This window comes from Micromonospora sp. CA-248089 (assembly GCF_050948515.1).
Taxonomy (GTDB): domain Bacteria; phylum Actinomycetota; class Actinomycetes; order Mycobacteriales; family Micromonosporaceae; genus Micromonospora.
Window position 1 is genome coordinate 3,480,585 of sequence record NZ_CP192016.1, and the last position, 25,890, is coordinate 3,506,474.

Consider the following 25,890-nt stretch of genomic DNA (forward strand, 5'->3'; position numbering starts at 1 on the left):
TCCGGATTCCAGGATTCGCGGACCACATCCCGGAACCGCAGTAGATCTTGGTACGAAAGGGCCCTCATAGGGGCCTTTTCTACCAAGATCTCCGGATTACCCCGGGGGCCGCGGACGGTGACGGCACGACCAGCGCCCCTCCCGGTGAACCGGGGCGGTGATCAAGGAGTTTGCGTCCGGGGCGAGTGCGTGCCGGGAAACAAACTCCTTGATCAACGAGGAGGGTGGGCGGGCGGAGGCGGCGGGGGTCAGAAGGGGGCGTCTACGGACAGGCGGCGGACCTGGGTCAGGTATGGGTCCAGTTCGCCCACCTCGAAGCGGCACGTGCCGATGACGTGCCAGAACTGGCCGCCCGGGTCGCCGTCCAGCTTGTACCGGCCGTCCGGGCTGACCGCCGCCCACCCGTCGGGCAGGCCGATGAGTGTGGTCCGCAGCTGGGCGTGCTCCGGGTCGGCCACGTCCCACAGGCGTACGGTGCCGTCGTCACCGGCGCTGGCGAGCAGGCTGCTGTCCGGGCTGAAGTGCACCGACCAGACGCGCCGGGTGTGCGCGGCCAGGGTGCCGTGCAGCCGGCCGGTGACCGGATCCCAGAGCCGGATCACCAGGTCGTCGCCGGCGGTGGCGAGCAGGTTGCCGTCCGGGCTGAACGCGCAGGACCAGAGCCGGCCGTCGTGTTCGGTGAGCACCAGGCGCCGCTCACCGGTGATCGCGTCCCACACCACCGCAGTGCCGTCGTTGCCGGCGCTGGCGAGCAGCGTGCCCTCGCTGTTGAAGCCGACCGAGTAGACCCGATCGGTGTGGTGCTCGAGGGTGAGGCGGCAGGTGGCGGTGGCGGCGTCCCAGAGCCGTACCGTCTGGTCGTCGCAGCCGGTGGCGATGGTCTCGCCGTCGGGGCTGAACGCGACGGTGCGCACGCGTCCCCGGTGCGGGGTGAGCGTGGCGAAGTGCCGGCCGGTCCGGCGGTACCAGAGGCGTACCGTGTCGTCGTCGTTCGCGGTCGCGAGGGCGTCACCGTCGGGGCTGAACGCGACCGCCCAGACGTGGTCGGTGTCCACGTTGAGTTCGCGCTCGTCGGCGCCGGTGTCGGTGTTCCACAGGTGCACGCCGCCGTCGCCGCTCGGGGTGGCCACCAGCGGCTCCTCGGGGCAGAACACCACCGACAGCAGCCGGTCGGCCGGGCTGGCGAGCTGCCGCAGCAGGCGGCCGGTGCGCGGCTCCCAGAGCCGGATCACGCCGTCGTTGCCGCAGGCGGCCAGCACCTCACCGTCGTCCCGGAAGGACAACGCGGTGACGCGGCGGCCGTGCCCGCGCAGCGTGTGCTGGAGCTGCCCGCTGCGGACGTCCCACAGCCGGGTGGTGCCGTCGTTGCTGCTGGTCGCCACCTGGTTCTGGTCCGGCCGCCAGACCACCGGCCAGACCGAGCCGCGGTGCCGGGTCAGCTCGTGCCGCACCTGCCCGTCGTCGGTGTCCCAGAGCTGGATCGCGCCGTCGCTGGCGGCGGTGGCAAGCAGGCTGCCGTCTCCGTTGAACCGGACGCTGTAGATCGCGCCGCGCTGCCGCCCGAGCACCCGCACCGGCCGGCCCGTCTCGGTCTCCCAGAGCCGCAGCGCGCCGTGCGTGTCGCCGGTGGCCATCAGCGTGCCGTCGGGATGGATGTCGAGGGCGTACACGTCGGCCTCGTGGCCGCGCGGCGCACGCAGCAGCTCGCCGTCGGTGGCCCGGCGGATCCAGATCCGGCCGTGCTGCCCGACGGCGGCCAGCAGGCGGCCGTCCGGTGAGTGCACCACCCGGAAGACCACCTCCGGCTCCTGCACCTCGAACGCCAGCTTGCCGGTGGGGATGTCCCAGCCGCGGACCGTGCCGGCGCTGTCGGCCACCACGACCCGCCGCCCGTCCGGGCTGAACGAGGTGCCCCAGATCGGCGCGGCGTGGCCGGGCCACTCGTGCCGCAGCCGGGCGCCGCGGGTGTCGTAGAGCCGCACCACCCCCGCGGCGTCGCCGACCACCAGGCGGCCGCGCCGGCCGTCGGTGAGCAGCGGCCACACCCAGCCGGTGAAGACGTCCTCGATGACGTGCCGCACGTCGCCGTGGTCGGCGTCCCACAGCCGTACGGTGAGGTCGGCCGAGCCGGTGACGAGCTGGTGGGACGCGGCGTCGTAGCGGACCGCGTACACCCGGGAGCGGTGTCCCTGGAGCGTGCGCACCGGCAGCCCGGTCGCCGTGTCGCAGAGCAGCACACCGCCGTCGTCGCTGCCGACGGCGAGCACCGCGCCGTCCGGGCTGTACGCCACCGGCACCGGCAGCCGGCCCACCTCGAAGCCGTAGCCGACGCCCACGGCGGGCGGGGCCAGGCCCGGCGCGACCGGCCGGCCCGGCGCGACGACGGCGCCGCGCAGTTCCGGGGCGCGCAGCAGCGCCGGGTCGGCGCTGACGTCGATCAGCGCGGTGCGGTGCCAGCTGCTGCCGGCGACGCGCGCGCCCCGCAGGTCGGTACGGAACAGGCGGGCGCCGGCCATCTCCGCGTCGCGCAGGTCCGCCCCGGCGAGGCGGGCCTGGTCCAGGCGGGCGCCGCGCAGCCGGGCGTGTTCCAGCCGCGCCTCGGTCAGGTTGGTGGCGACCAGCCGCGCGTCGGTCAGGTCGGCGCCGGTCAGGTCGGCCCCGGCGAGTTCGCGGTGCGACAGGTCCTCGCCGCGCAGCACCGCGCCGCGCAGGTCGGCCCGGTCGGGCAGGCGCAGGCGGGCGGACAGTCGCAGCGCGTTGGCGCGCAGCGTCTCACCCGCCGACTCGTCCCCGAGCACCCGCGCGGTCCAGGCGGTGCAGCGGGCCGGGTCGGCCAGGTCGCCGAGGAACTCCACGGCGAGCGCGGACAACGACCGTACCGCCAGCGCGGCCGGCTCCTCACCCCTGTTGATCTGCTCGGCCACCCCCTCGGCGACCAGCCACTCCATCACCGAGGTGTGGATGAACCCGAACAGCCCGTCGTCGGTGCGGACGAGCAGGCTGCCCGCGCCGACCGCATGCGCCGCCTGCGGGCCGGACAGCCGCGAGTCGGCCCGCCCGGCGAGCCGGCCGGTGGACTCGGCCAGCTCGGCCAGGCGTAGGTACGCCTCCCCGCTCTCCCACAGCTGGAACGCCAGCCGGCTGACCGCCTGCCACAGCTCGGGCCGGCGCAGGCTCACCGGCGCGCCCGGGATGCCCTGGGTGCGGCGTTCCTCGAAGTCCAGCCAGGACTCCAGGATCTCCCGGTACAGCGCGGCGGCGCTGAACGTGCCGCCCGCCCCCGCCACGGCGGCGAGCCGCCCCTCGTCCAGGTTGGCGATGAAGCCGAGCATGCGCGGGTTGCGGGAGAGCCCGAGCAGGTCCTTCACCCCGCCGAGCAGGTCCATCCGTTCGCGGGCGGCCCGCTCGTCGCCGCCGTACCGGTTGCGCAGGAACGCCTCGATCTGCCCGGGGGTGAAGTCCTCCACGGCGAGTACGCGCCGGTGCGGCAGCAGGCCGACCCGTTCGCCGAGCGCGGTCAGCACCTGTGAGTTGGTCTTGAAGTGCTGGGTCCGGCTGCTCACCACGATCTTCGCGTTGCCCTCGGCGGCCTGCAGCAGCGTCTCCAGGTGGTCGGCGGCACGGTCGTACGTCACCCGGGCCACCAGCTCGTCGAACCCGTCGAACAGCAGCACGATGCGGCCCTGGCGCAGCATGTAGCGGAACGCCTTGAGGTCGATGACCTGCTCGCCGTGGTTGGCCAGGTGCGCGGCGACCAGGCCGTCCACGGAGTGCGCCTTGTCCAGCGCCCGCAGCTCCACCAGGATCGGGATCAGGTCCGGCGCGGCGGTGGGCAGCCGCCGGGCCACCTCCCGCAACGCGAACGTCTTACCCCGGCCGAAGTCGCCGAGCACCAGCACGAACCGGCCGTCCGGCGCGGAGACGGTCTCCAGCAGCTCGTCCACCACGTCGTCGCGCACGCGCTGGTCGGCGCCGACGAGGTGCCGATAGCGCTGCGGCACGTACTGCCCCGGCGGGTAGAGCCGGTCGGCCTGGAGCCGGGCGGTCTGCGCGGCGACGTACTCGCGCAGGTCGAGCAGGCCCTGGAACTCGGTCAGGTGCAGCACGCGTACGCCCCGGCGCTGCGCCTCCTCGGCCAGCCCGCGTGGCACCCGGTCGCCGTCGTAGACCAGCTCGGAGGCGATGTCCGGGTCGGTGGCGTGCACCCGGCGGGCGAAGACGTCCACGTCGGCGGCGGTGGGGGTGCCGACGTGCGCACCGACGCGCTGCTGACGGACCACCCCGTCGGAGCGGTAGCTGATGTACAGGTGCGGCGGGTCGGTGCCGACGCGGCGTACCACCACCCGGTCGTAGCGGGCCTCGCAGACCTCGGCGAGCCGGTCCAGCAGCCGCTGCACCGGGGCGACCGGCGCGGCGGCCACCGCCGCGCCCTGGGTGGCCCCCTCGACGGCGGCCGGACGGCGCGGGTCGGGCACCTGGGCCGGGCCGGACGCGCCGAAGGTGGCCTCCGCGTGCGGCCAGGACACGGCGGTGACAGTGCCGCCGTCGAGCCGGTCGTCGCGGCCGAGCACCCAGCGGGTCATCCCGTCGCCGCCGAGCCGCAGCACCTGCGCCCGGCCGTCGCGGGGCGCGGCGGCCAGCGGCACCACCGGGTCGACCCGGGCCGACGGCGCGGCGTCGGAGAGCAGCAGGTTGAGCATCGGGCCGACCAGCCGGTTGACCGACCCGCGGTCGCGCAGCGACACCGGGTCCGGCGGCACCTCGTCGGCGTACGGGCTGCGCGCCCCCGGCGCGTGCGCCATCGCGCCGAGCCGCAGCCAGCCGGACTGCTGGTAGTGGCGCAGCCGCTGGGCGAACCAGCTGGACTGCGCCTCGCCGAGGAAGCCGTACCGGTCCTCCTCGCGGTGGGTGATGGCGATGGTGGAGTTCAGTCCGGCCACCACCACGCGCAGGTCCGGCACCGGGAACAGCGTCCAGGGCTGCTCGCTGTCGAAGATCCGGTCGTCGAGCCCCTGGTAGAGGTCGTCGAACAGGCGCGCGTAGTGCCGCCACTTCGGCCAGTACGGCGGCTGCGGGTCGACGTCGTCGGCCTCGCAGGTGGCGAAGTACGCGCGGCACGCCGCCATCGTCACGTCGCGCGGGCCGGGCACCACGACCAGGCGGTGCGGCTCCAGCCCGAGCAGCACCCGCAGGCCGGTGAGGAAGCTCAACGCGTCGGAGAACTCGCGCGGGCTGCCCGACTCGGTGAGGTTGCCGGCGACGACGAGCAGGTCCGGCCGGGGCACGCCGTCGTTCATCAGCAGCGTGAGGTCACCCATCAGGTGTTCCTGCACCTCGCCCGGGGTGACCGGCGCGCCGGGAGTGATCACGCCCCGGCCGAAGCGCGGCCCGGCGACCTGGAGCACGGTGACGGTGTCCCGGGCCGTCGGCGGCGCCACCGCGGCCGGCGGGAACGGCGGCGGGTTGATCGGGGTACGCCGGGCGCGGCGCGGGGCGGGCGCTCCGGCGGCGGGCGCGGCGAGTACCCCGTGCGGGTCGGCCGGGTGGTGCGGGAACGCCGGCTGCCGCATCGGTTTGGCCCGCCCGTCGAGCGCCTCCCGGATGCGGTCCAGCACCCGGTTGCGGGCCTGGACCGGGTCGTCCACACCGACCAGATCCACATAGGTGATGGTGGCGAGCAGGCCGTCGATCGGGCAGTCCTCGACGCGTACCGTGACGAGCTTGTTGCCGGTGCCGTCGGGGTCGGCGCGCAGTGCGGCCTGCCACTCCAGCTTGCCGTACGTGGAGTGCAGGTAGCGTTCGGACAGCACCGCCACCACGACCTCGGCCTCGCGGACGCCGCGGTCCATGAAGTCGATGAAGTTGGTGCCGGCGACGAAGTCCCACGCCTGCAGCAGCGTGCGGTAGCCGGCCGCCTCGAACTCCCACGCCAGCCACGTGGCCCAGCGTTCGTCGGCGGGCGAGTAGCTGATGAAGAAATCGATGGGGCGGTCGGACCGGGTGGGGTGCGCGCCTACAACCACATGGTCATTATGGCCACCGACGGTCAACAGATCGACACCCTCGGCAGCCCGGATCGCGACCGCGTCGGGCTCCTGCGCCCGTGCCGGCATGTGCGAGGATCATCCCTCGTGGAGACCCCCGGCGATCCGCCGAACGCCGTGCCCGACCGCTCCCGCTGGGGCCGCCTGCACGTGCTGGACTGGATCGCGATCGGGCTGGCCGTGCTCGGCGTGATGTTCGTGCTCACCGGGCTGCTGCCCCGCGCCGACGCCGAGGGCACGATGCGCCGGATCATCCCGATCCTGATCTTCCTCGGCACGGTCGTGGTGCTGGCCGAGCTGACCGCCGTGGCGGGGGTGTTCGACGCGCTCGCGACCCGGGTGGCGGTGACCGCGCGGGGCAGTTTCCGGGCCCTGTTCTGGCTCTGCGTCGGCTTCGCCTCGGTGACCACCGTCGCGCTCAACCTGGACACCACGGCGGTGCTGCTCACGCCGGTGATGATCGCGCTGGCCCGGGCGCTGAACGTGCCGCCGACGCCGCTGGCCATGACGACCGTGTGGCTGGCGAACACGGCCAGCCTGCTGCTGCCGGTGTCCAACCTGACGAACATCCTGGCCAGCGACCGGGTCGACCTGGACCCGGTGCCGTGGGCGGCCCGGATGTGGTGGCCGCAGCTGGTCGCCGTCGCGGTGACCGCGCTTCTGCTGTGGTGGTGGTACTGGCGTCCGGCGCGCGCCGGGGCCGACCCGTTCGACCCGCCGCGGCCGTACGTGCCGCCGGACCGGCTGCTGTACCGCACCGCGCTCGCCGCCTGCCTGCTGTTCGTCGCCGGGATCCTCGCCGGGGTGGAGATCGGCATCGCCTCCGGGGTGGCCGCCGCGATCCTGGTCGTCGGCTTCGCGGTCCGGGCCCGGCACCGGCTGCGGCTCGCGCTGGTGCCGTGGCGGCTGCTGGTGTTCGTGACCGGGCTGTTCCTGGTGGTGCAGACGATCGGCCGGCACGGCCTGGACACGGTGATGGGCACGCTCATCGGCACCGACCCGGGCGCGGAGGGGGCACTGCGGGCGGGCGCGGTCGGCGCGCTGTTCAGCAACGCGGTGAACAACCTGCCCGCGTACCTGGCCGGCGAGGCGGTGATCGCGGCCGACCGGCACACCCAGCTGCTGGCGCTGCTGATCGGCACGAACGTGGGCCCGCTGGCCACGCCGTGGGCGTCGCTGGCCACACTGATCTGGTACGAACGCTGCCGGGCCGCCGGGGTGGCGGTGCCGCTGGGCCGGTTCGTGGCCACCAGCGCCGCGCTCGCCGTGCTCGCCACCGCCGCCACGGTTACGGGGCTTCTTGTCGGTCCCGGCGCCTAGCATCACGCCCATGAGCAACCCGCCCGAGATCGTCCGCCGCTACTTCGCGCTCGCCGGCCAGGCCGACAAGGAGCCCTACCTCGCGCTGTTCGCCGACGACGCGGTGGTCGAGGACGAAGGACGCACCCACCGCGGGATCGACGAGATCCGCGCCTGGCGCAGCGGCACGCCGCTGGTGACGTACGAGATCACCGACGTGGAGCAGACGCCGGCCGGCACGGTGGTGACGGCGACGATCAGCGGCGGCTTCCCCGGCAGCCCGTTCGCGGGGCTGCGGTTCCGGTTCGAGGAGTACGACGACACCCACATCCGCCGGCTGCGCATCGCCCCCTGAACCGGGGGCGGGAAAACCGCTACGACCCGGCCGCCGGCAGTGACTACCGTGCCCGCATGACCGCCGCGCACACCCTGCACTTCTTCGCCGACCCGGAGGAGTTCCTCGACGCCGCCGAGGCGTACCTGGCCGCCGACCCGGTGGTCAACACCGTCGTCGCCAGCGTGACACGCCGGATGGCGGCCCGCCGCGCCGAGGGCGTCGCGGTGCCCGAGGACGACTGGTGGCTGGTGGTGCGCGACGCCTCCGGGGCGGTGGTGGGCGCCGCGATGCGTACCGCGCCGTTCCCGCCGCGACCGCCGTTCCTGCTGCCGATGCCGCCGGAGGCCGCCGTGGCGCTGGCCCGTGCGTGGCACCGGCGCGGCGAGCGGGTCCGCGCGGTGAACGGCGCGCTGCCCGCCGCGCGTGCCTGCGCCGACGAGGTCGCACGCCTCGACGGCGGCCGGGTCGCTGTGGCCCAGCACACCCGGCTGCACGTGCTCGACCAACTCACGCCGCCCGCGCCGGTGCCGGACGCGTTGCGGACGGCCACCGCCGACGAGGTCGACCTGGTCGCCGCGTGGTTCGCCGCGTTCACGGCCGACGCCGACGAGCAGGCGGGCCGCCCGCCCGGCACCAGCGCACACGAGACGCCCGACCGCGCCGAGTTGCTGCGCCGCATCCGGGACGGGCGGGTCTGGTTCTGGACCGACGAGTCGGGGGCTCCGGTGCACCTGACCGCCGCCAACCCGCCGTCGTTCGGCGTGGCCCGCGTCGGACCGGTGTACACGCCACCCGGGCAGCGCGGACGCGGCTGGGCCGGCAACGCGGTGGCCGAGGTGTGCCGGCTGCTCACCGCCGAGGGCGCGCGGGTGTGCCTGTTCACCGACCAGGCCAACCCGGTGTCGAACCGGCTCTACGCCCGGCTCGGATTCCGGCCGGTGGTCGACATGGCCAACCTGGTTCTGGTCGGCTGAAGCGGCTCCGGATCAGCCGGCGAGACCGAGCGCGGCCAGGCGGCGCGGGTCGGCGATCACGTCCACGGCGGCGATCCGGCCGCCGGTGACGGTGAACGCCATCACCGACAGCGCGCGGTCCCCGGCGCTCACCAGCACCCCGGCGGCGCCGTTGACGAGCACCGGCCGGGCGTACGGGAACAAGCGGCCGAACGTGGTGGCCTGCGCAGCCACCGTCGTCGCGCCGCTGAACACGACAGTGTGGCGGGAGCGGGCGGTCCCCGCGTCGGAGCGCAGCACCGCGTCCGGGTGCAGCACCGCGATCAGCGCGTCGAGGTCGCCGTCGCGGGCGGCGGCGAGGAACGCGTCCACCACGGCCCGCTGACGGGCCAGGTCCGGATCGGGTACGGGCGCCTGTCCGCGTACCCGTCGGCGGGCCCGGCTCGCGAGCTGCCGTGCCGCCGCCGGTGAGCGGTCGACGAGCGGGCCGATCTCGTCGAACGGCACGCCGAACATGTCGTGCAGCACGAACGCGAGCCGCTCGGCCGGGGCCAGCGTGTCCAGCACCACCAGCAGCGCCAGCCCCACCGAGTCGGCGAGCACCGCGGCATGCGCCGGGTCGCCGGCGCCGGTGTCCACCACCGGGTCGGGCAGGCGGACGTCCAGCGGGTCCTCCCGGCGGGCCGCGCGGGACCGCAGCGTGTTGAGGCTGACCCGGGCGACCACCGTGGTCAGCCAGGCGTCCAGTTTGTCGACAGTGGTCGCGTCGGTACGGGACAGCCGCAGCCAGGTCTCCTGCACCGCGTCCTCGGCGTCGGTGAGCGACCCGAGCAGCCGGTACGCCACCGCGCGCAGCCGCGGCCGCTCCCCCTCGAACCGCTCCGCCAGCCGGGTGTCCACCACCTGAGCCTCCCCTCCCGCACGTCGTCTCGACCCGCCGGGTGCCGCCGACGTGACCGGAGGTGACCGTCGTCACACCTGTCACGTCGGCGGGCCCGCGCGGGTCGACGTGGCAGACCGACGACGGGAGAACGACGAATGACCGCACAGATCCTGGTCACCGGCGGCACCGGCACGATCGGGCAGCACGTCGTACCGCTGCTGCGCGCCGCCGGACACCCGGTACGCGTGCTCAGCCGGCGCGGCGGACAGCCCGGCGACGGCGTCACCCACGTGACCGCCGACCTGCTCACCGGCACCGACCTCGCCCCCGCCCTGCGCGGGGTGTCCACGGTGCTGCACCTGGCCGGCGGCGCGAAGGGCGACGACCGCGCCACCGCCCACCTGGTCCGGGCCGCGCGCCGGGCCGGCGTGACGCACCTGGTGCACATCTCGGTGACCGGCGCCGACCGGGTGCCGCTGGCCTGGACACGGTCCAAGCTGGACGCCGAGCGCGCGGTGACGGACTCCGGCGTCCCGTGGACGGTGCTGCGCTCCGCGCAGGTCCACGACCTTGTGCTCACCATGCTGACGGCGATGACGAGACTGCCGGTGGTGCCGGTGCCGGGCGGCCTGCGGTTGCAGCCGGTCGACGCGGCCGAGGTGGCGGCCCGCCTGGCCGAGCTGACGCTGGGCGCGCCCGCTGGGCTGGTGTCGGACCTGGCCGGGCCGGACATCCACGGCGTCGGCGACCTGCTGACCGGCTACCTGAGCGCTACCGGGAAGCGCCGGGCGCGGCTGCCGGTACGCATCCCCGGGCGGGCCGGCCGTGCGTACCGGGAGGGCGCGAACCTGGCCCGGCCCGGTGCAGCGAGAGGCGTGCGGACCTGGGCCGACTTCCTGGCCGGGCGGGCGCCGTCGCGGCCGGTCGCCTGACCGGCCCCGGGACGCTCAGCGCAGGGCCGCCCAGGCCGCCCCGGTGACGGCGAGGATCACCGCGCCGACCCCGGCCAGACTCCAGCCGCCGCGGTGGATGCGCCGGCGCACCGACTGCCGGTCCGGGCGGAAGTCGTCGAACGGGCTCGACCGGAACCAGTAGCGCGCGTACACCACCATCACCGCTCCGAACACCAGGGCGAAACCCCCGGTCAGCGCCGCGCTTCCCAGCACCCACCCGTCGGCGAGCACGCCGCGGATCCCGACCCGCCCGGCGACGACGGTGCGGACGACCTGCACGACCCCGTTGACCACGCCGAGGGCGACACCGACCCGTCCGGCGACGAGCCAGATGCCGGCCTCACGCCGGCTGCCCGCCGCGTTCTCCGCCCGCGCCATCACAGTCCCCGAGGCTCGATGGGGAAACGACCGAGGCGCAGCCGGCTCCGATCCTGCCTGACCTCGCTCCACCGCTCGTCGTGGCTCAGCAGCGGCAGCACCTCGCGCAGCATGTTGACGGTGGCGACCATCAGCTTCTCGTCGCGATAGATCTGGCTCAGCAGCGGCCTCACGACGCTGCGCCGCACGGTGGCGGCGAACCAGGCGACGATCACCGCGGCGCCCGCCGCGACCCCCGCCCCGGTCCACCAGTCGGACGCCGACAGCGCCGTCACCAGCCCGGCCAGGGCCAGGACGGCCAGGACGACCGCTCGCAGCGTCTGGTAGTGGCGCAGCCGCTCGCGCGCCGCGTCCACCCGCGCCAGCAGGTGTTCCGCCCCGCGCAGCAGGCGCTCGAACTCCGGACCGGACAGGTCGCCGCGTTCAGGAATCGAGCCCACAGAACTCTCCCACTGTCGTCCGGAGGCGTCGCTGCACCGCGGCGAATTTCATGTCGTCGAACATCGCCTGTTTCTCACCGACTCCCGGGAGGAAGCGGTAGTCCTGCCGGCGTCCGGCGACCGGCAGGACGGCCAGCCGAGGACGGTTGCGGTGGCCGAAGGCACGGATGAGATGGACGAGCTGCCGCTGGAACTCGGTAGCCGGCTCACCGTCGGCACCCGGCAGGTAGTAGTTCTCGACCTGGCCCAACTGGTCGTTCCAGTAGAGGTCGGCCTTGCTGACCGCCAGGATGAACCACAGGTCCTTGGCGGCCGGATTGTCGACCCAGCAGGGCAGAAGGTTCTGGCAGAACCGGGAGAAGTGCTCGAGTTCGACGTTCCGGTTCTGTTCCCAGAGCTGCTCGGACGGCGACGGGATCGCCTCCTCGACCTCCCGGCGGATCTGGCCGGCCCGGACCCGCTCCTCCTCGTCCGTGGGCGTCGCGTCGCGCGAGGCCCGCCACTGTTCCCAGAGCCGGTCCTCGACCTGGCGGCGAAGCTCGGCCTCACGCCGCTGCCGCCGCTCCTCGAGGACGTTGACCTCGCGGGGGTCCCACGGCTCGTCGTACCCGGCCGCTGCGACGTAGATGACGCCCGTCGGGTAGTTCGGCGGCTTCAGCATGGCGTCCCACTTGTCCACCTCGCCGGACGAGTAGTCGCCGCCCGCGGTCTGACCGGGGCTCACCACCAGCGTCACATGGGCCTGGCGCCGGCCGGACGCGAGCACGAGGCGGTGCGGCACATGGTCCTCGTCCCGTCGCCGGACGTAGCCGTTGTCGCCGAGCAACGCCTGATACAGCGCGCTCTTGCCGACTCCGCGCTGACCTGCGATCAGGACCGGGATGATCTGGCTCGTGGGACGTCGGCCGGTCTCGGCGACGGTGACCCGCCCACCCGGCGGGTGACCGTCGCCGGAATTCTCGACGGCGGACACGACCCGCGACCAGCGCGCCCGGACATCCGTCCAGTAGCCGTCCGGCTCAGCCATGACGGGACGAGACGGGCCGGCCTACTGGCGTCCGACATGGACCAACGGATCCGGTGGGGGGTGAGAACACGCGAGGAGCCTAGCGACGCACATGTGGCATCGAATCCTATGAACAGTCGGCGGCATCCGGCACGTACGGTCAGGCGCCCGTGACGGGATGGAACTGCTCGGCCATGACCTCGTAGCCGTCCGGGTCGAGCCCGAACCGGCTCACCAGCCGACCGAGCCGAGACCGACAGGGGTGAGGCGGCGCACCTGCGGTTCGATCCACTGTGCCGCGGTGACCAGCTTGACCAGCCGGTCGATGGTCTCCGGCGGCCCGGCCACGAAGCTGCGCCGGTCCGCCGGGCAGCCGTACCTGTCGTCGAACGTGCCGCCGTCGAGCGCGCGCACCGCCATGCCGGCCTCGGCGGCGAGCAGCATCCCGGCCGGCAGGTCGACCGCCTCGGGGCGGTAGCCGACGATGCCGTCGATGTCGCCGCGGGCCAGCATCACCCACGACAGCAGCGGCGCCCACAGTTGCAGCACCCGGCGGGCGCTGGTGTCGAGCACCACCTTCAGCGCCCGGGCGGTGCTGTCGTCCCGGCGTACCTCATGCCCCTGGGTCCAGGCCAGCACCGGCGCGGACGGCACCGGACGCTGCGCGGCGCGCAGCGGCCGCGCGGCCGGGCCGGACGCGTGCACGAACGCGCCCCGGCCGCGCACCGCCGACCAGGTCCGGCCGGCGACCGGGTCGTGCACGACGCCGAGCACCGGCGAGCCGTTGTCGCACAGGGCGATCCCCACCACGTACGCGGGCAGTCCGATCGCGACGTTGTTGGTGCCGTCGAGCGGGTCGACGAGCCACGCCCAGGTGGTGTCCGGGGCGTACTCGCCGCCCTCCTCGGCGATCACGCCGTGCTCCGGCCAGCGGGCCCGGATCCGGTCGACAATCAGCCGCTCGGCGGCCAGGTCGAGGTCGGTCACCAGGTCACCGGTGTCGTTCTTGGCCCGGGCGTGCACCTCCCCCCGGGTGCCCCGGCGCAGCAGGCGGCCCGCCGCCTGGGCGGCCTCCACCGCGAAGCGGTGCGCGTCGCGCAGGTCGGGCCCGCCTCTGCTCGGCTCCACGTCCATGGCTCCTCCAGCCAGTCAGCCCCGTGCCACCAGTCGCGCGATCTCCCGCGCCATCCGCGCGGTCTCCGCCGCGTCGCAGCGGTCCCGGCGTACCCGGTGGCTGCGCCCGTCCACCGCGCCGAGGCTCAAATCGCACGCGCCGGGAGTGGTCCGGCCGAGCGCCACCGTCACCGCCGGTTCACCGGCGTCGACCTCCGAGGTGTGGAAGCCGCCGGCGCGCAGCGCGTACGAGTCACCGGCCGAGTGCGTCTCCACCGTCGCGGTCGTCGCGGTGACCAGCCGGTCGGTGGCGGCCATCTCGTCCACCTCGCCGAGGCTGTGCACCTCGTAGATCCGCCAGGCCGGGTCGGCCGGCGCGTCGTCGACCTCGATCAGCTCGTTGCGGACGGTGCCGTGCAGCACGTGGCTGAGCAGGTCCCAGCTGTGCGAGTGCATGGTGGAGGTGGTCGGGCGCACCGGCGGCGGGTCGGCCGGCCAGGCGTGCACGCAGATGCCGTCCGGGCCGTCGCGTTCCACCGGCAGGCAGGTGAAGCCGAGCGGGTGCCGGACCGCGCGGAGCGGCCGGCGTCCCTCCGCGACGTCGCCGAGCACGTCCAGCACCCAGTCGCGGAGCACCTCCGGCCGGGTGCCCCGGTCGATCTCCCGTTCGAGGTCGGCGAAACTGGTCATGAGTAGGGGTTCCTCGCCTGGACGGCCTTGCCGATGATGTCGGCGACCTCGCGGTCGCCGAAGGACCGGGGCAGCGTCAGGCCGAGGGCGGTGAACAACCGCCGCACCTGCTCGACCGACGGCTCGTCGTCGAGCTTGACCTGGGCCGCGGCCTCAATCGGCACGCGCCGGCTCTGCCGGCGGCTGTAGTCCAGCTCGATGTTGAAACGGTTGTAGTAGACCTCGCCGCGGTCGATGCGCAGCGCGGGCGTCTGCGGGTTCTCCTGGGTGATGACGACGCAGGACGAGGAGAGGTCGTAGCGGAACGTGGTCATCTGCGCGGACAGCCGGACGTCGACGGTGAGCAGGCCGGAGCGCTGCAGGTGCCAGCAGGCGGCCAGCACCGTCGCGTACGACTCCTTGCGGGTGCGGTCGACGGTCCACGGCTCCCCCGGCGCGTCCGGGTCGAGGCTGCGCCGGAACCGCGCGTACCGCTCGCAGACCTCCTCGTCGGTCGGGTCGATGATCTCGATCGCGACGGTGAGCGTGGCGTTGCGCCGCCGGGCGTGTTCCAGGCAGTCCGGCAACGTGACCGCGCGCAGGAAGGTGCCGGTGCCGCCCTTGAAGCTCCACTGGTCGGTGTGCCGCCGGGCCTCGGCGAGCGCCTGGCCGACCTCGCTGCCGTGCAGGACGCGCACCATGGAGACGCTGTCGATGGCCTCGCGGGCCCGGTTCAGCGCGCCCTCCGGGCCGGTGATCTCCTTCATCTGCGGCACCAGGTCGGTCAGCCGGTCGCGGGTGTCCGAGATGACCTGGCGGACCTCCCGCTCGGTGGTGCGCCGGCGGAGCCGGTCGCGCAGCATCGCCTGCGCCAGCAGGCCCAGGACCAGCAGGATCGCGCTGTTGACGACTTCCTGGTCGACCGCGTTGGTGAGGCCGAGCACGGACACCGTGAGCGCCAGGACGAGGCCGATGAACGCGTCGAGATTGGTCACGACCCAGGCGAGCAGGCGCGTCATGACATCCCCCGGTCGACGACGGAACCTCCATGATAGCCCGTTGTCAATGTCGCCATCACACCCTGTTTCCGGCCGGTGGCGGTCCGCCCTGCCGACGGGCGGCGCAGATCAGCGAACCGCCCAGCCCGGGTGCGGCGCGGGCCAGCCGGCGCGACGCCACCCACCGGCCGCCCGGCAGCCGCCAGCCGACCTCGTTGGACCGCAGCGCCACCGGCGTGAAACCGGCCCGGCGCAGCGTGCGGCGCAGCAGCGAGGCGGTGAACGGACGGATGTGCAGCCACAGATAGGGGTGCAGCGGGTCGACCTGGCGCGGCGCCCGGCCGGCGAGGAACGCCAGCCGGTCCTGCACCGGCGCCAGGTTCGGGGTGGTGAGCACCAGCAGGCCGCCGGGCGCCAGCACCCGGTGGCACTCCCGCAGCAGCGCGAGGGGGTCGTACACGTGCTCGATCAGCTCCCCGGCGAGCAGCCCGGCGAAGCTGCCCGCCCGGAACGGCAGCCCGCGGGTGGCGTCCAGGCAGACCGCCGGCCCCCGTCCACCGGCCGCCGCGCGGGCCGTGCGCAGCGCCGCCTCGGCCGTGTCGGCCAGCACCACCGGGCCGGGCAGCGCGGCCGGGTCGAGCATGCCACGCGGCCCGCAGCCCAGTTCCAGCACCGGTCCGCGGCCGGTCACCCCCTCGGCCATCAGCCGGGCCGCGACCGCGCGGCGCACCCGGTGGTACGGATCGTCGACGTACCCGTCGACCTCGGCGCCGTCGTGGTAGCGGCGGTGGTTGGCGTGCCTTCCGTGCGCCTGCGCGCGGTGCGACGACGTCCCGGTCGGCGGCTCGGCCATCACCCCTCCACAGCGGACGCCGGCCCCGTCGGCGGCGTCCGCTCCAAGCCTCGCACCGGGCGCGCCCGGGGGCGCGCATCCGGTCGCGATGCGCGCGCCCGCCACGTCAGATCGCGCGTGCCCAGTCCAGCCGGGTGCTGTCGTCGTACTCGTCGCCGGGGATCCACCACTGCTCGCCGAAGCCGCTGGTGGACACGATGATGTTGCCGCCGTCGGGGTACTCGTTCTCCGGCGGGATCGACAGCGCGGCGCAGTAGCGGCCGTCCGGGGAGAACACCGGCGACAGGTAGAACCGGGGCTCGTCGGTGAGCTTCCTCAGCCCGGTCCCGTTGATCCGCACCGAGGCGAGCGACTGGTTGAGCGTCTCCAGCTCGGGATACCAGCGGTCGGTGCAGAACACCACGCGCCCGGAGTCGGGCATGAAGACCGGCGAGTCGAACCTCTCGCCCGCCACCGGCGTGTAGATCGGCCGGACCGTGCCGGTCGCGAGTTCCAGCACCCGCAGTTGCCAGCCCTGCGAACGGCTGCGCCACCGTACGACGATCATCGAGCCGTCCCGGGACCAGTCCGGGTCAATCATGACGTGCCCCTCGACCAGCACGCGGGTGGCGCCGGTCGCCACGTCGACGGCGATCAGGCGGTCGTTGTTCTGCCCGGTGACGAGCGCGATCTCCCGCCCGTCCGGCGACCAGGTCGGCGCGCCGTAGCGGACGCCGAACGGGTCGGCGAGCAGCGTGCGCTTCAGGCCGGTGGTCCGGTCGTACACCGCCACGAACGGCTCCAGCGTGCCGTCGCCCGAGCGGCCCGTGTTGACCCAGGCCACGTACCGGCCGTCCGGCGAGGTCTTGGCGTGGTCCCCGTTCGGCAGCAGCTCCCGCGGCGTGGTGCGGCCCGGGTCGACCTGGAGCACGCCCCAGCCGACGCTGACCAGCCACGGCCCGTTCACCACGTCGGCGGCGGCCGGTGCGGCGGACGCGGCGTGGGACGCGGCGGCCAGCCCGGTCGCGGTGGCCAGCCCGGTCAGCGCGGCGGTACGCAGCAGGGCACGACGATTCAGTGCGGTCATTCGACAACCCCCGTGTGAGACGTGGCCCTCACCCTCCCGAGTGGATCGACGCACCGGAATCGGACGAGTGGCCGCTTCACGTTCGGCTGCTCGTCCATCACCACAGGTGAGACCACGGCGGCCCGGTACGCTCGCCCCGATGACCTCCGACGCGCTGCGCCGCGCCCTCACCGAACCGGGCGAGCCGCCGCTGCTCCCGCTGCCCGGGGTGGCGGTCGAGCTGCTGGCCGCACTCGACGCCCCGCCGCGCCTGGGCGCGCACCTGCGGCTGGTGCACGACGTCGCCTGGCACCTGACCGCCGCGTTCGCCGACCGGTTCGCCGCGGTGCCGTTCGACAGGCAGGCGGTGCTGTTCGGTGCGGCGGTGCACGATCTCGGCAAGGTCGAGCATCCGGCCGAGCTGACCGGCCCGGGGTCCGCGCACGAGGAGGCGGGCTACCAGTTGCTGCTGCGCTTCGGCGTACCGGAGGAGCGGGCCCGCTTCGCCGTCACCCACGCCGCCTGGCACTCCCCCGGCGTACAGCTGGAGGACCTGATGGTCAGCCTCGCCGACAAGGTGTGGAAGGGCCGCCGGGTCACCGACCTGGAGCAGCTCGTGGTCGACCGGCTCGCCGGCATCACCGGCCAGGAGCGCTGGCAGACGTTCCTGGACCTGGACGACGTGCTCGCCGAGCTGGCCGCCGGCGCGGATCGCCGGCTGGCGTTCCAGGCCGAACATCCGGTGTACGGCTGACGCCGGACCGCGGACGGCGATGAGTCCGGTGCCGGTGCGCGGTCTTCGGTGAGTCGGTGTTCTCCGAATCTCCGGGAGGAAGCATGAGCACCACCGAAGCGCGGGGCCGGGTACGGGCGTTCGTCACCGTCTCCCTGGACGGCTACGTCACCGGTCCCGACGACCACGCGGGTCAGGGGCTGGGCATCGGCGGCGAGCGGCTGCACTACTGGGTGATGGGCGGGCCGTGGACGTACGACACGCCACGCGAACCCGGTGCCGGCATGACCGCCGAGGACCGCGCGTACTTCGACGAGCTGCTGGCGGGTGCCGGCGCGGCGTTGTGCGGCCGGGGCATGTACGACGCCGCCGGCGCCTGGGGCGGCCGGAACCCGTTCCAGGCGCCCCTGGTCGTGCTGACCCACCGCACCGCCGACCAGCCCGATCCGAGCGCCGGTTTCCTCATGGTCGACGGGTTCGACGCGGCGCTGGCGGCGGCCCGGCGTACGGCGGGGGACGGCGCGGTGGTCATCGGCGGGGGCGCCGACGTCATCCGGCAGGCGCTCGCGGCCGGCGTGGTCGACGAGCTGGGCCTGTCCACGGCTCCGGTGGTCCTCGGCGGTGGGAAGCGGCTCTTCGAGGGCTTCGACCGGGACGTCGACCTGGAGATCCGCGCGGTGCACCACTCGCGGTACGCCGTCCACGTCCGCTACGCCGTCGGCCGCCACACGGGCGATACCGATTGACTTTCGATAGGTTCCGCGCGATAGTCGATGCATGCTTACCGCTCAACGCGCGGTCACACCACTCCGCGCCTTCCTGGTCCTGCTGTTCGCGGTCCTGGTGCTGTTCCAGACCATGTCGCTGCCCGGCCAGTTCGCCCACATGGCCCGGGAAGACCCGGACATGGCGTACCTGCGCTGGCCCGCCACCGCGGTCACGGTCTTCTGGGTGCTCTGCGTGCAGGTGGTGATCGTCTGCACCTGGCAGCTGCTCACCCTGGTCAAGCGCGACCGCATCTTCACCGAGGCGTCCCTGCGCTGGGTCGACGGAATCGTCTGGGCGGTCGTCGCCGCCTGGGTGGTGCTCGTCGGCGTGTTTCTCTACGTCGGCTTCAACGCCGACGACCCCGGGCTGCCGCTGCTGCTGTTCCTGCTGGTCACCGGCGTCAGCGTGCTGGGGCTGCTGATGGTCGTCCTGCGCGCGCTGCTGCGGCAGGCCACCACGCTGCGCACCGACATGGAAGCGGTGATCTGATGCCGATCGTCGTGCGCATCGACGTGGAGCTGGCCAAGCGCAAGATGAGCGTCGGCGAGTTCGCCGAGCGCGTCGGGCTCACCCCTGCGAACGTCGCCGTACTCAAGAACGGCCGCGCCAAGGCCGTCCGGTTCAGCACCCTGGAGGCCATGTGCCGGGTGCTCGACTGCCAGCCCGGCGACCTGCTCGAATGGGTCCCCGACGAGGAGGAGCGATGAGATACCTGGCCGCCGCCGTCGCCCTGCTCGCCGTCGTGCTCGGCGTCGCCGGCTTCGTGTACGGCGAGGCCGACGACTCTCCCGGCCTCCAGCTCCTGTCCGCGCTGCTCGTCATCGGCGCGGTCGCCATCGGCGTCCGCGTCGCCCGGCGTACCCGGTAGGGCCGGCGCCCCCTCGACGCCGGCCCTGCCGCTCAGCCCTTCACGCAGACGACCTGCTTGAGGTGGGCGACCACCTCGACCAGGTCGTCCTGCTGGGCCATCACCTCGGTGATGTCCTTGTACGCCCCGGGGATCTCGTCGACCACCCCGGCGTCCTTGCGGCACTCCACCCCGGCGGTCTGCGCGGCCAGATCCGCCGTGCTGTACGTCCGCTTCGCCTGCCCCCGCGACATCCGCCGCCCGGCCCCGTGCGACGCCGAGCAGTACGCGTCGAGGTTGCCCTTGCCGCGCACGATGTACGACCCGGTGCCCATCGAGCCGGGGATGATGCCCAGGTCCCCCTTGCCGGCCCGGATCGCGCCCTTGCGGGTCACCAGCACGTCCACCCCGTCGTAGGTCTCCTCCGCCACGTAGTTGTGGTGGCAGGAGATCGGCTCGTCGTAGCCGACGTGCGGGAACGCGTCCCGGACCACCTGGCTCAGCAGCGCGAGCATGACCGCCCGGTTGCGGCGGGCGTACTCCTGCGCCCACCACAGGTCCCGCCGATACGCGTCCATCTCGGGCGTGCCGGCGAGGAACACCGCGAGGTCCCGGTCCGGCAGGTCGACGTTGTGCGGCAGACCGCGCGCCACCGCCATGTGCCGCTCGGCGAGTTCCTTGCCGATGTTGCGGGAACCGGAGTGCAGCATCAGCCAGACCCGGCCGTCGTCCGGGCCGCCCTGCTCCAGGCAGACCTCGATGAAGTGGTTGCCGCCGCCGAGCGTGCCGAGCTGCCGCTGCGCCCGCGTCTCGAGCTGGGCAACCTTCCGGTCCAGCGTGCCGAACCGCCGCCAGAAGTCGTCCCAGCCCGCCTGCTCCAGACCCCGCACCCGGCGCGGATCGACAGCGTCGTCACGCATCGCGAAGCCGACCGGGATCGCCGCCTCGATCGCCGAACGCAGCGGCGCGAGGTCGTCGGGCAGGTCGGCGGCGGTCAGCGAGGTCCGCACCGCGGACATGCCGCAGCCGATGTCCACGCCGACCGCGGCCGGCGACACGGCCTGCCGCATCGCGATCACCGAGCCGACCGTGGCGCCCTTGCCGAAGTGCACGTCCGGCATCACCGCGACGCTCTGCACCCACGGCAGCGCGCCGATGTTGCGCAGCTGCCGGGCCGCCTGCGTCTCGATCGCGTACGGGTCGGTCCAAACCCGGACCGGCGCCCGGGTACCGGCCAGCGGGGTGAAACCCGTCGTCGTCTCCTCGCTCATGTCCGTCTGAGATAGGTACCCCGGACACGGAGAACCGCCCGGCTCCGGTGTCGGGGCGGGCGGTTCGCGCGGATCGTCGCGCCGGCGCTAGACGCGCCACCACCCTGGTTGCCACTGCCGTCGCCGGCCCGTGCCCGGTTCGGGCCGCAGGACACCGGCGCGCGACGCTTGCCGCTCGGCGCGGGTGCGGTTCTGCTGCGACACGGCAGGCTCCCCTGGTGGATCAGATCGACGTTGCCCGTTCACGGTACGGCCGCCGCGCACGGGCGGCAACGCGATATTGCTTCGCGCGTGGGCGGCGAAGGGCGCGACGTGACGAGTGCCCGGCGGCTAGCCGGCGTGGGCCACCGGGTGGCGGCGCATCTCCTCCATGAAGGGGTAGCGCGCGGTCAGCTCGGCGAGCGTGATGCCGGCCCGCCACGCGGCGGCGACCTGCGCGACCTGGAGCAGGTCGGTGGCGTCACCACGGGCCTGGACGTCGCCGTCCACCCGCAGGTCGATCATGAAGTAGCGGGCCTGGGAGCCGAGGCTGACGCAGACGACGCCCCGGGGAGAGGTCATCTCGGCGCAGGTGAACCGGCTGCGCCCCTGCTCGGGCGCGGTCACCTCGCCGACATCGAGCTGCTGTGCGGCGGCGGTCGCCACGAGTGCGGGGGCAAGACCGCCGGGCTCGACCAGATCCGGGTAGAGGCGCACACCCAGTGCGGCGGACACGTCGCTCATGCCTGACTCCCACTTCCTTGTGACAGAGACCAGCAGCGCGCAGGTTACGGGTGTGTTACCGGCACGCACGGCCATCCTGTCCCGTACGACCGTCCCGGGGCAATAGGAACGCCCTCATCGAACCCCTGCGAGGTACGCTGCCGCCTCATGGCGCTGATCCGCTGTGACTTCTTCTCCGAGGCGCTCGGCATGGGCACGTCGATGACGGTACTGCTGCCGGACCGGGGCGCGGCCGGGATCGGTGTGCCGGGCGCCGCCGCCGACGGCGACCCGCCGGTGCTCTACCTGTTGCACGGCCTGACCGACGACGACACGGTGTGGACGCGGCGCACCTCGATCGAGCGGTACGTGGCGCCGCTGGGGCTGGCCGTGGTGATGCCGCAGGTGCAGCGGAGCTTCTACTGCGACGAGGCGCACGGCAACCGGTACTGGACGTTCCTCAGTGAAGAACTGCCCGAGGTGTGCCGGTCGTTCTTCCGGCTGTCCGACCGGCGGGAGGACACGTTCGTCGCGGGTCTGTCGATGGGTGGCTACGGCGCGGTGAAGTGGGCGCTGCGCCGGCCGGAGCGGTTCGCGGCGGCGGCGAGCCTGTCCGGCGCGCTGGACGTGACCCGCCGCCGTCACCACCCGACCCACCCGGTCGACCCGGCGGTGTGGCACACGGTCTGGGGTGACGGCCCGGTGCCCGCCGACGACGACACGGTGGGGCTGCTGGAGCGTGCCGGCGACGACCTCCCGGCGCTCTACGTCGCCTGCGGTACCGAGGACTTCCTGTACGAGGACAACCTGCGGTTCCTCGACGTGGCCCGCAAACGCGACGTGCCGGTCACCGTCGACTTCGGTCCGGGCGACCACGACTGGGCGTACTGGGACGCGCGGATTCAGGACGTGCTGGCCTGGCTGCCGCTGCGCACGCGCTGACCGACGCGCGGGCGCGCAGCGGGCCGGCTCAGACGCCGACGGTGCCGTCGATCGCCTCGCGGATCAGGTCGGCGTGCCCGTTGTGGCGGGCGTACTCGTGCAGCATGTGCAGCATGACCAGGCGCAGCGAGACGTCCTCGCCCCAGCGGGCCTGGTGACCTGTCACGTCGAGGGACTCGGCCTCCCGCTCGATGCGCCGGGCGTGCTCGATCTCCCGCTGCCACGCCTCGAACGCCTCCGCCGCGTCGGCGTCGGCGGCGTCGTACGCCCGCTGGAAGTCGCCGCTGTCCGACCACACCAGCGGTACGTCCTGCGCGTCGATGACCCGGCGGAACCAGGTGCGCTCCACCTCGGCCATGTGCCGGACCAGGCCGAGCAGGGACAGCGTGGACGGCGGCGACGCCGCCCGGCGCAACTGCTCGTCGGTCAGCCCCTCGCACTTGAGGGCCAGCGTGGCCCGGTGGAAGTCGAGGAAGGCGCGCAGCGACTCCCGCTCGTCGGCGAGCAGCGGCGGCCCGATCCGTTCGGTCTCCATGAGCGCCCAGCCTAGCCGCGATCGATCATGGTGGGACGACCGCGTCACCGCAGTGACGAACCGGCCACCGGGAAGTCGAACCAGGTGTCCGGGTACGGCTCGTCGACGTACCGGTAGTGCCACCACTCCAGCGGATAGTTCTCGAAGCCCTGCGCGGACATCAGCCGTCGCAGCAGGTCCCTGTTGTTCCGGGCGGTGTCGGTGATCCGCGCGTCGGCGGTGTGGGCGCGCGGGTCGAAGCAGTCGAATCCGGTGCCCATGTCGATCGAGTCGTCGGCGAAGCGGCGGCCGGCCGGTGCGGTGCACGGCACGAGCGGCTCACCGGGCGTGTACGCGGGCTGTGCGGCGGCGGAGACCGGCACCAGGGTCAGGTCGACGGTGCTGCCCCGGCTGTGCGCGGTGGGCGCGCCGATGTAGCCGTCGGCGAACAGGCGGTCCTTCGGCACCTCCGGGTAGAACTCCCCCTTCATCCGCTGCTCGCCGGGGACCTTCGCCCAGCCGACGAAGTCGTCCGCCGCGCGCTGCGGGCGGTAGCAGTCGTACACCTTGAGGCTGTGCCCACCGGCGAGCGCGGCGGTCTGCACCCGGTGCAGCGCCTGCGCGGCCGGCCGGGTGAGCAGGCAGCGCGGCTCGGCGTACCCGTCGATCGGGCGGCCGACGAAGTTGTGCGGACCCGCGTACCGGATGTCGGTGCGGACGGTGGGGTCGACGGCGGCGAGGTCCACGATGTCCGCCGGGGCCCGGGGGCCGGTCGGCGTGGGTGAGGGCGGCGCGGACGGTGACGGCGACGGCGCGGGCCGCTGGCAGGCGGCGGCGAGCAGCGCGGCCGCGACGGCCAGGACCGCCGTCGCGCGCATGCCGGTGCCCATCCGCCGTGTCTACCAGCCCTCGCGGGCCGGCATCGGCGGAACCGGTCCTCAGCCGCCCAGGACGGTACGGAGGAAGTCGACGGCGGCGGCGTCGTCGTCGATGCCGCCCGCCTCGTGGCCGTTGAACCGCCACACCGTCAGGTCCTTGTCGCCCCGGTAGTCGTGGTAGGCGGCGTAGACCGTCGACGGCGGCACGATGTCGTCCATCAGCGCCACGGAGAAGCGGGCCGGCACCGTGGCGCGGCGGGCGAACGCGACGCCGTCGACGTAGCCGAGCGTGCGCAGCACCTGCTCCTCGCGGTCGCGGTGCACGGCGAGGTAGTCGCGGATCTCCCGGAACGGCGTGGTGTCGGTGATCGTGATCGCGCGCGGGATGTCGCAGAGGAACGGCACCAGCGCCACCGCCGCCCGCACCTTCGGCGCCAGGGCGGCGGCGGCGAGCGCGGCGGCGCCGCCCTGGCTGTGCCCGAGTACGGCGATCCGGTCCGGGTCGACGCCCGGCAGCTCGCACGCGGCGTCCACGGCGCGGACCGCGTCGGTGAGGAAGCGCCGGTAGTAGTACCGGTTCGGGTCCTCGATGCCGCGGGTGGCCATGCCCGGCGCCTGCGGTCCGGCGGCGGCGATGTCGGGCGTGTCGCCCCGGCTCCACCCCGAGCCCTGACCGCGCGTGTCCATCTGGAGGTGCGCGAACCCGGCGGCGGACCAGAGCAGGTTCTCCAGCGCGTGGCCGCGCCCGCCGCCGTATCCGACGTACTGCACGATCGTGGGCAGCGGCTCCGTCGCGCCGCGCGGCACCCGCAGCCAGGCGCGGATCGGCTGGCCGGCGAAGCCCGGGAAGGTCACGTCGAAGACGTCGACACCGGTCAGCGGAGTGGACAGCGGGGTCGCGGACACGGGGTCGCCGCAGGAGCGCGCCTGTGCGAGAGTGTCAGCCCAGAAGGCGTCGAAGTCCGGCGGTTCGTGCAGGTCGCTGCGGTGGGTACGGAGTTCGGCCTCGGCCAGGTCGGTGAACACGCCTCGGTTTTCCTCGTCGTTCGTCGGGGGTGGACGGCGAGCCGCCGGGAGATGACGGGTGCATTTCCGGAACGTTTCCGCAACTCCGGCGAACGCTAGGGCCGGTCCGGCCTGTCGTCAAGCCCTCGCCGTACGGCAAGATGTGCGTGGGGCGGGACGGTCTACCGGTCGGTTCCGGCAGCCGGCGAAGGGAAACACGGGTGAGCGCGGACGACGAGCGCAGGGTGACCATCACCGCGATCGCACGGGAGGCCGGCGTCTCGGTCCCGACCGTGTCGCGCGTGCTCAACGGGCGTTCCGACGTCGCGCCGGACACCCGGGAGCGCGTCGAGGAACTGCTGCGCCACCACGGCTACCGGCGCCGGGGCAGCCGTACGGTGCGCCGGGCGGACCTGGTCGACCTGGTCTTCAACGACCTGGACAGCCCGTGGGCCGTGGAGATCATCCGCGGGGTCGAGGACGTCAGCCACGCCGCCGGTGTGGGCACCGTCGTCTCGGCGATCCACCGCGAGTCCAGCTCCACCCGGCAGTGGCTGCACAACCTGCGCGCCCGCGCGTCCGACGGCGTGATCGTGGTGACCTCGCACCTGAGCCCGGCCGTGCAGGCCCAGCTGCGGCGCCTCAACGTGCCGGTGGTGGTGGTCGACCCGGCCGCCGGTGTGGCCGCCACGGACGTGCCGGCGATCGGCGCCACCAACTGGACCGGCGGCCTGGCCGCCACCGAGCACCTGCTCAAGCTCGGCCACCGGCGGATCGGTTTCGTGGCCGGCCCGCCGCACCTGCTGTGCAGCCGCGCCCGGCTGGACGGCTACCGGGCCGCGCTGGCCGCCGCCGGGGTCGCCGCCGACGACCGGCTGGTGCAGCCGGGCGACTTCTACCACGCCTCCGGGTTCACCGCCGGTGGCGCGCTGCTCGACCTGGACGACCCGCCGACGGCCATCTTCGCCGCCAGCGACCAGATGGCCTTCGGGGTGTACGAGGCGGTCCGCCGCCGCGGGCTGCGGGTCTGCGACGACGTGAGCGTGGTGGGCTTCGACGACCTGCCCGAGGCGCGGTGGGCCTCCCCGCCGCTGACCACGGTGCGCCAGCCGCTCGTGGAGATGGGCCGGCTCGCCGCGCGTACCGTCCTGCGGCTGGCCCAGGGCGAGGAGATCGACTCGCCCCGGGTCGAACTGGCCACCGAACTCGTGGTTCGGGACAGCACCGCCGGGCCCGCCTGCCCCTGACCCGGACCGCTC

The 25,890-nt window shown here is 73.8% G+C and carries 26 protein-coding genes; 11 read left to right on the plus strand and 15 right to left on the minus strand.

The window, feature by feature from the left end; translation table 11 throughout:
* Window positions 1–248: 248 nt before the first annotated feature.
* Window positions 249–6,113, minus strand: a complete 5,865-nt coding sequence (locus ACQP26_RS16610) for a TIR domain-containing protein (RefSeq protein ID WP_433493300.1) — start codon at window positions 6,111–6,113, stop codon at window positions 249–251.
* An 18-nt stretch (window positions 6,114–6,131) separates the two neighbouring features.
* Between ACQP26_RS16610 and ACQP26_RS16615 the strand changes: the two genes are divergently transcribed.
* From ACQP26_RS16615 to ACQP26_RS16625, 3 genes are read left to right on the plus strand one after another with little or no spacing between them, the layout of a single operon-like run.
* On the plus strand, window positions 6,132–7,364 hold the full coding sequence (locus tag ACQP26_RS16615; RefSeq protein ID WP_433493301.1) for an SLC13 family permease: 1,233 nt from the start codon (window positions 6,132–6,134) through the stop codon (window positions 7,362–7,364).
* Window positions 7,365–7,374: 10 nt separating this feature from the next.
* A complete protein-coding gene (locus ACQP26_RS16620) occupies window positions 7,375–7,698 on the plus strand; it encodes a nuclear transport factor 2 family protein (protein WP_433493302.1) in 324 nt (107 codons plus the stop codon).
* Window positions 7,699–7,754: 56 nt separating this feature from the next.
* The gene (locus tag ACQP26_RS16625; RefSeq protein WP_433493303.1) at window positions 7,755–8,654 is read left to right on the plus strand and encodes a GNAT family N-acetyltransferase; all 900 of its coding nucleotides are present in this window, start codon (window positions 7,755–7,757) and stop codon (window positions 8,652–8,654) included.
* 12 nt (window positions 8,655–8,666) lie between these two features.
* On the opposite strand, the gene sigJ is transcribed toward ACQP26_RS16625, so the two are convergent.
* Window positions 8,667–9,536: an RNA polymerase sigma factor SigJ gene (gene sigJ / locus ACQP26_RS16630; RefSeq protein ID WP_433493304.1), complete on the minus strand. Its 870-nt coding sequence runs from the start codon at window positions 9,534–9,536 to the stop codon at window positions 8,667–8,669.
* 135 nt (window positions 9,537–9,671) lie between these two features.
* Here sigJ and ACQP26_RS16635 point away from each other — a divergent pair, with 135 nt between their 5' ends.
* Window positions 9,672–10,448 carry an SDR family oxidoreductase gene (locus ACQP26_RS16635; protein WP_433493305.1) on the plus strand — a complete coding sequence of 259 codons (777 nt, stop codon included), beginning with the start codon at window positions 9,672–9,674 and terminating at the stop codon, window positions 10,446–10,448.
* A gap of 15 nt (window positions 10,449–10,463) precedes the next feature.
* Here the strand turns inward: ACQP26_RS16635 and ACQP26_RS16640 are convergent, their stop codons facing one another.
* The 8 genes from ACQP26_RS16640 to ACQP26_RS16675 all read right to left on the minus strand — a co-directional run bounded on the left by ACQP26_RS16640 (window position 10,464) and on the right by ACQP26_RS16675 (window position 16,992).
* Complete coding sequence (locus tag ACQP26_RS16640; protein ID WP_269705822.1) at window positions 10,464–10,847, minus strand: hypothetical protein; 384 nt, start codon at window positions 10,845–10,847, stop codon at window positions 10,464–10,466.
* The gene (locus ACQP26_RS16645) at window positions 10,847–11,287 is read right to left on the minus strand and encodes a hypothetical protein (RefSeq protein ID WP_269705821.1); all 441 of its coding nucleotides are present in this window, start codon (window positions 11,285–11,287) and stop codon (window positions 10,847–10,849) included. The genes ACQP26_RS16640 and ACQP26_RS16645 overlap by 1 nt, the downstream gene beginning before the upstream one ends.
* Window positions 11,271–12,314: a hypothetical protein gene (locus tag ACQP26_RS16650; protein ID WP_269705820.1), complete on the minus strand. Its 1,044-nt coding sequence runs from the start codon at window positions 12,312–12,314 to the stop codon at window positions 11,271–11,273. The genes ACQP26_RS16645 and ACQP26_RS16650 overlap by 17 nt, the downstream gene beginning before the upstream one ends.
* Before the next feature lie 210 nt (window positions 12,315–12,524).
* Window positions 12,525–13,427, minus strand: coding sequence for an inositol monophosphatase family protein (locus ACQP26_RS16655; protein ID WP_433493306.1), 903 nt, complete (start codon window positions 13,425–13,427; stop codon window positions 12,525–12,527).
* A 15-nt stretch (window positions 13,428–13,442) separates the two neighbouring features.
* The gene (locus tag ACQP26_RS16660; protein WP_433493307.1) at window positions 13,443–14,096 is read right to left on the minus strand and encodes a hypothetical protein; all 654 of its coding nucleotides are present in this window, start codon (window positions 14,094–14,096) and stop codon (window positions 13,443–13,445) included.
* Complete coding sequence (locus ACQP26_RS16665) at window positions 14,093–15,094, minus strand: hypothetical protein (protein WP_269705817.1); 1,002 nt, start codon at window positions 15,092–15,094, stop codon at window positions 14,093–14,095. Before ACQP26_RS16665 ends, ACQP26_RS16660 begins: the two co-directional genes overlap by 4 nt.
* Window positions 15,095–15,149: 55 nt before the next feature.
* Entirely contained in the window at window positions 15,150–15,926 is a 777-nt protein-coding gene (locus ACQP26_RS16670) for a methyltransferase domain-containing protein (protein WP_433493308.1), read from the minus strand.
* 106 nt (window positions 15,927–16,032) lie between these two features.
* Window positions 16,033–16,992: a TolB family protein gene (locus ACQP26_RS16675; protein WP_433493309.1), complete on the minus strand. Its 960-nt coding sequence runs from the start codon at window positions 16,990–16,992 to the stop codon at window positions 16,033–16,035.
* Between the two features lie 139 nt (window positions 16,993–17,131).
* On the opposite strand from ACQP26_RS16675, the gene ACQP26_RS16680 reads away from it, so the two are divergent.
* The 5 genes from ACQP26_RS16680 to ACQP26_RS16700 all read left to right on the plus strand — a co-directional run bounded on the left by ACQP26_RS16680 (window position 17,132) and on the right by ACQP26_RS16700 (window position 19,340).
* The gene (locus ACQP26_RS16680; protein WP_269705814.1) at window positions 17,132–17,725 is read left to right on the plus strand and encodes an HD domain-containing protein; all 594 of its coding nucleotides are present in this window, start codon (window positions 17,132–17,134) and stop codon (window positions 17,723–17,725) included.
* An 83-nt stretch (window positions 17,726–17,808) separates the two neighbouring features.
* Window positions 17,809–18,450, plus strand: a complete 642-nt coding sequence (locus ACQP26_RS16685; RefSeq protein WP_433493310.1) for a dihydrofolate reductase family protein — start codon at window positions 17,809–17,811, stop codon at window positions 18,448–18,450.
* Window positions 18,451–18,481: 31 nt separating this feature from the next.
* Complete coding sequence (locus tag ACQP26_RS16690; protein WP_433493311.1) at window positions 18,482–18,961, plus strand: DUF2975 domain-containing protein; 480 nt, start codon at window positions 18,482–18,484, stop codon at window positions 18,959–18,961.
* Window positions 18,961–19,179 carry a helix-turn-helix domain-containing protein gene (locus tag ACQP26_RS16695; protein ID WP_030499989.1) on the plus strand — a complete coding sequence of 73 codons (219 nt, stop codon included), beginning with the start codon at window positions 18,961–18,963 and terminating at the stop codon, window positions 19,177–19,179. Before ACQP26_RS16690 ends, ACQP26_RS16695 begins: the two co-directional genes overlap by 1 nt.
* Window positions 19,176–19,340: a hypothetical protein gene (locus tag ACQP26_RS16700; protein WP_281577711.1), complete on the plus strand. Its 165-nt coding sequence runs from the start codon at window positions 19,176–19,178 to the stop codon at window positions 19,338–19,340. Before ACQP26_RS16695 ends, ACQP26_RS16700 begins: the two co-directional genes overlap by 4 nt.
* 32 nt (window positions 19,341–19,372) lie before the next feature.
* Here the strand turns inward: ACQP26_RS16700 and ACQP26_RS16705 are convergent, their stop codons facing one another.
* On the minus strand, window positions 19,373–20,590 hold the full coding sequence (locus ACQP26_RS16705) for an RtcB family protein (protein WP_433493312.1): 1,218 nt from the start codon (window positions 20,588–20,590) through the stop codon (window positions 19,373–19,375).
* Window positions 20,591–20,920: 330 nt separating this feature from the next.
* Window positions 20,921–21,313 carry a hypothetical protein gene (locus ACQP26_RS16710; RefSeq protein WP_433493313.1) on the minus strand — a complete coding sequence of 131 codons (393 nt, stop codon included), beginning with the start codon at window positions 21,311–21,313 and terminating at the stop codon, window positions 20,921–20,923.
* A 147-nt stretch (window positions 21,314–21,460) separates the two neighbouring features.
* Between ACQP26_RS16710 and ACQP26_RS16715 the strand changes: the two genes are divergently transcribed.
* Window positions 21,461–22,234: an alpha/beta hydrolase gene (locus ACQP26_RS16715; protein WP_269705806.1), complete on the plus strand. Its 774-nt coding sequence runs from the start codon at window positions 21,461–21,463 to the stop codon at window positions 22,232–22,234.
* Between the two features lie 28 nt (window positions 22,235–22,262).
* On the opposite strand, the gene ACQP26_RS16720 is transcribed toward ACQP26_RS16715, so the two are convergent.
* Genes ACQP26_RS16720 through ACQP26_RS16730 form a run of 3 tightly spaced genes read right to left on the minus strand, consistent with a single transcriptional unit; the run spans window position 22,263 to window position 24,652 of the window.
* Entirely contained in the window at window positions 22,263–22,769 is a 507-nt protein-coding gene (locus ACQP26_RS16720) for a DinB family protein (RefSeq protein ID WP_269705805.1), read from the minus strand.
* Between the two features lie 44 nt (window positions 22,770–22,813).
* A complete protein-coding gene (locus ACQP26_RS16725; protein ID WP_433496153.1) occupies window positions 22,814–23,626 on the minus strand; it encodes a M15 family metallopeptidase in 813 nt (270 codons plus the stop codon).
* Window positions 23,627–23,686: 60 nt separating this feature from the next.
* On the minus strand, window positions 23,687–24,652 hold the full coding sequence (locus ACQP26_RS16730; RefSeq protein ID WP_433493314.1) for an acetylxylan esterase: 966 nt from the start codon (window positions 24,650–24,652) through the stop codon (window positions 23,687–23,689).
* A gap of 200 nt (window positions 24,653–24,852) precedes the next feature.
* Here ACQP26_RS16730 and ACQP26_RS16735 point away from each other — a divergent pair, with 200 nt between their 5' ends.
* On the plus strand, window positions 24,853–25,878 hold the full coding sequence (locus ACQP26_RS16735) for a LacI family DNA-binding transcriptional regulator (RefSeq protein WP_269705803.1): 1,026 nt from the start codon (window positions 24,853–24,855) through the stop codon (window positions 25,876–25,878).
* Window positions 25,879–25,890 lie beyond the last annotated feature (12 nt).